The 3526-nt window shown below is 45.0% G+C and carries 4 protein-coding genes and 1 pseudogene; 1 reads left to right on the forward strand and 4 read right to left on the reverse strand.

The features are described from left to right. A pseudogene (locus tag ACUVJL_RS28835) lies at positions 1 to 422 on the reverse strand (hypothetical protein); the annotation flags it as partial. A 389-nt stretch (positions 423 to 811) separates the two neighbouring features. On the opposite strand from ACUVJL_RS28835, the gene ACUVJL_RS28840 reads away from it, so the two are divergent. Beyond that, positions 812 to 1381: a rhodanese-like domain-containing protein gene (locus ACUVJL_RS28840; RefSeq protein ID WP_445248982.1), complete on the forward strand. Its 570-nt coding sequence runs from the start codon at positions 812 to 814 to the stop codon at positions 1379 to 1381. Between the two features lie 278 nt (positions 1382 to 1659). Here ACUVJL_RS28840 and ACUVJL_RS28845 read toward each other — a convergent pair whose 3' ends face one another. The 3 genes from ACUVJL_RS28845 to secG all read right to left on the reverse strand — a co-directional run bounded on the left by ACUVJL_RS28845 (position 1660) and on the right by secG (position 3351). Then, the gene (locus tag ACUVJL_RS28845; protein WP_445248983.1) at positions 1660 to 2094 is read right to left on the reverse strand and encodes a bis(5'-nucleosyl)-tetraphosphatase; all 435 of its coding nucleotides are present in this window, start codon (positions 2092 to 2094) and stop codon (positions 1660 to 1662) included. 179 nt (positions 2095 to 2273) lie between these two features. After that, the gene (locus ACUVJL_RS28850) at positions 2274 to 3020 is read right to left on the reverse strand and encodes a peptidase (RefSeq protein ID WP_445248984.1); all 747 of its coding nucleotides are present in this window, start codon (positions 3018 to 3020) and stop codon (positions 2274 to 2276) included. A 91-nt stretch (positions 3021 to 3111) separates the two neighbouring features. After that, positions 3112 to 3351, reverse strand: a complete 240-nt coding sequence (gene secG / locus ACUVJL_RS28855; protein WP_332957461.1) for a preprotein translocase subunit SecG — start codon at positions 3349 to 3351, stop codon at positions 3112 to 3114. Positions 3352 to 3526 lie beyond the last annotated feature (175 nt).

Genomic DNA, 3526 nt, shown 5'->3' on the forward strand with positions numbered 1-3526 from the left:
TTCCCTTTCTCAACCGCAACACTCGCCGCACCATCCTGATGCCGAATCCACTTCAACAAAGAATTTCCCAGCCGAGTACCAATTTGAGAACCATCAAACTCAAACAGAGAATCCTTACTTTTGAGCCCCTGCGCTAAAACTTCTTTCCCCTTAGCGCTCAATTCCACCATCGTCACCCGATTTACCAGCGAATACTCGATCGCCCCAGATTCCTGCAACTCGCCCAGAACTCCCACATATCTCTGACTCGTCTCATTAGTGCGAACAATCCGCTTAGTCAAATCCCCCTTTTTTACCCTCATCTTCCCGCCGCCCAAATCCCACAAATTCAGCAGTACCCGAACTTTCGCCTTAGCATCCCAAAGCGCTTGCTCTTCGGGTGTCCTAGTTTGAGACACCACAATTTCATCTTTCTCTGACATATCCATAGCTTTAAATACTTGTTTTTACTATCAACTATCAAATTTTACCAGAAACCTTGCTGGGAAACATTTAAACTTTTCCCCAAGCACGTCGGCGAACCTGCGAATAACTTATACAGATTTCATTTTTACATAATTTTGTCACTCATTAGGACAGTAAAATTCGATCATAAAAAATATGACGATTGACTAAAAACTTGTGAATAGATATAATATAATGTTGGATAAATTATCCCACTTCAAATTATCCGCAGCAAATACGAGCGATCGCACTATTCAATCAAAACAATCGCGATCGGGGCTGGGGACGAGTTAGCAAACTCAACAAATGTAGCGATCCCAACCTTAGTCAACCAGCCGCAACCCAGCTTAACTGCGACTTTAGTTCAATGCCAGATTCAGCCTTTAGAAAGACGAATTCAACCTACACATCTTGTTACATTGCAATAGCAATCAAAACATTCAACAACGCTTTACCAATGAAAAATATTCCCGACCAAATTTCCGACATCAAAGAAAAACTTCCAGACATTACTCCCACCCCTCCCGGTTTAAAAGCTCAAGCATCTAGCCACGACCTCAAAGCCCGTTTAGATTGGGGCGAACCCGGACTCACAATCATCGACGCTCGTGATGTTGAAAGCTTCGGCAAAAGCCACATTACTGGCGCCGTAATGATGCCAATGGAAGACTTAGTAGAACGAGCAAAAGCCAGCCTAGAACCCGTCCGCGACATCTACATCTACGGCGAAAACGACCAACAAACCGCCGAAGCTGCCAATCTTCTCCGCGCAGCAGGCTTTCAAAAAGTAGCCGAACTAAAAGGCGGAATTCCTGGTTGGAAAGCCATTGACGGCCCCATCGACGGCTCTGGCGAACACGATACTCCCGGCCCCGACGCCTACAACGTTGTCTCTCGCTTGCAACACCACGCCGATACCCAGAAAACTAACAAATAACCTCAGATTGGCGGCAGGATTCGCCCACACAATCTGACACTTAAAAAACCCGGTATCGCAAAAGTTACCGGGTTTTTCTATCCGAACTTATACCAAATCCGTCTTATATTAGACCTCTTGCAAAAATCCTTTTCATCAATTGATGGGACGGGCAAGATGCCCATCCCACAAGAGTTATTTTTTTTGTGGGATGGGCATCTTGCCCGTCGTATTTATTTTTGCAAGAGGTCTATTTTCTTAGTCTCTTAGAGAGAGACTTCCTTTGTATAGGATAGGTTTCAACCGCCGACTTTTAACTTCCGGCTATCCAAATATGCCTTAACTTCTGCGAACATGAGGCGGTTGGCATCAAAAGTAATCAGCTTAACAGCTTCCTCAAAAGAAACCCAAGCAGAATTTTGGATTTCCTCCACTTGCAAAACAACTTCCCTCGAATTGACAAAGCCTAAAAAGTATGTCACCGTTTTTTCAATCGGCTCCCCATCTTTAACAAAAGAATAATGTTCTGTAAAACTCGGCTCATCCAGCATTTCAAAATCGGATATACCAGTTTCCTCCTGAAATTCCCGCCTAGCCGTTTCCGCTGGAGATTCCCCCGGATTGGCGTGACCTTTGGGAAACGCCCAATGTCCGGCTTGATGTTGAATTAACAGAAACAAAGGGTCAGCTTCAGTCGAAAAAATCGGCACAATTCCAAAACATTCATCTTTCATTTTTCTGATATTCCCTATTAACTATAGCAATCCTAAATCATTTGTGAATTTCTTACTCCCGGACCGCGAGTTCGGGGAGGGTTGGGGTGGGGTAAAAAATTTACGACTCCTGCAAGGATTGCTATATTATGTTTTTCGAGTCCGGGCAGCATCCGGACTTCGTTTGTGTAGATGCGATTTCAATCGCCGAGTCTCTGCAATTCCCACCCCAACCGAGTTTGCTGTTCATAAACCCGCTTCAAAGTATTAACATCCCTCGCAGAAATAGGCGGGGGATTTCTCACCTGAGAAAAATAAAGCACATCAGTTTCCATCAAACTGTGGCCCCAAATTCCCAAAGCGTGACCCAACTCGTGCCGCGCCGTCGCTGGAACATACTTACCCACTTGATTCGGATTCAAATAAACCGAAAACCGATGAGATAAGACAGTTTTATCCGCATCCCGACGGGTGTACAATTCATAGGTAGCCTCTCCAGAGCGCGATCGCAACACCCCTTGACGCAAAGGCGGAGCCCGACGTAAAATCCTAATATCAGCCACCTCCGAACTATCCACCACTTCCAAAGGCAAATAAACCCCCCATTCCCGGACAACATCCAACACAGCCGCCAGCCATTCTTCAGACTTATTAGCATCAACGGGACGCTCAACATAAACCTGAATCGGAAACTTCGACCACAGCAAATGACCGAAACTCGGTGGCTTAACCTGGTCAAAATAATCACCGCTATCCGTGGAATCTTGCCAATTGGTCAGCGTTGGTGGCAAAGGGTGAACCTGTGGATTCGGCAAACTATTCGGGAGAGGAGAAAGACTTGCAGCCCGAGTATTAACCTGACTAAAAATTATCAGGCTAAAACAACATAAAGCCAATCCCAAACCAGCCAGCAATCGAGGTTTTACCGTAACTTTCCACAACCGCATTTTTGCAACCGCAGATAGACGAAAATAAACGCAGATGAACTTGATATTATCTGCGTCTATCTGCGTTCATCTGCGGTTAAAAATCCGAAGCTTATAACTTAGGGGTCAACCAACCAGCACTCAAAATCACAGTCAAACCCATAAAAACAATAGACAGACCCCAAGTAATGCGGTTCAGACTCGTTTCTGCACTCTTGGCGCTAGTAAACAATTGAGCTTGTCCGCCAATCCCTCCAATGCCATCGCCTTTAGGACTGTGCAGCAACACAAAAACCACAAGTCCTAAAGCAGACAAAGACCAGATAACTTGTAAAACAGAAACAATATTCATCAGAAAAAATGGGTAGAAACCCCGTGCTTCTGGCACGGCTTTATATTTTTGATTTACTACCGCCTTGGGATTGGTTAACGGGAGTGTACTTTTGTATTGCACTTTCAACGGGACAATTACCGCTTCCAATCTTCCAATCCTGTACGCATAGTATTTTGCTCAATTGAGCCTCCCA

This window comes from Microcoleus sp. OTE_8_concoct_300 (assembly GCF_031383065.1).
Taxonomy (GTDB): domain Bacteria; phylum Cyanobacteriota; class Cyanobacteriia; order Cyanobacteriales; family Microcoleaceae; genus Microcoleus.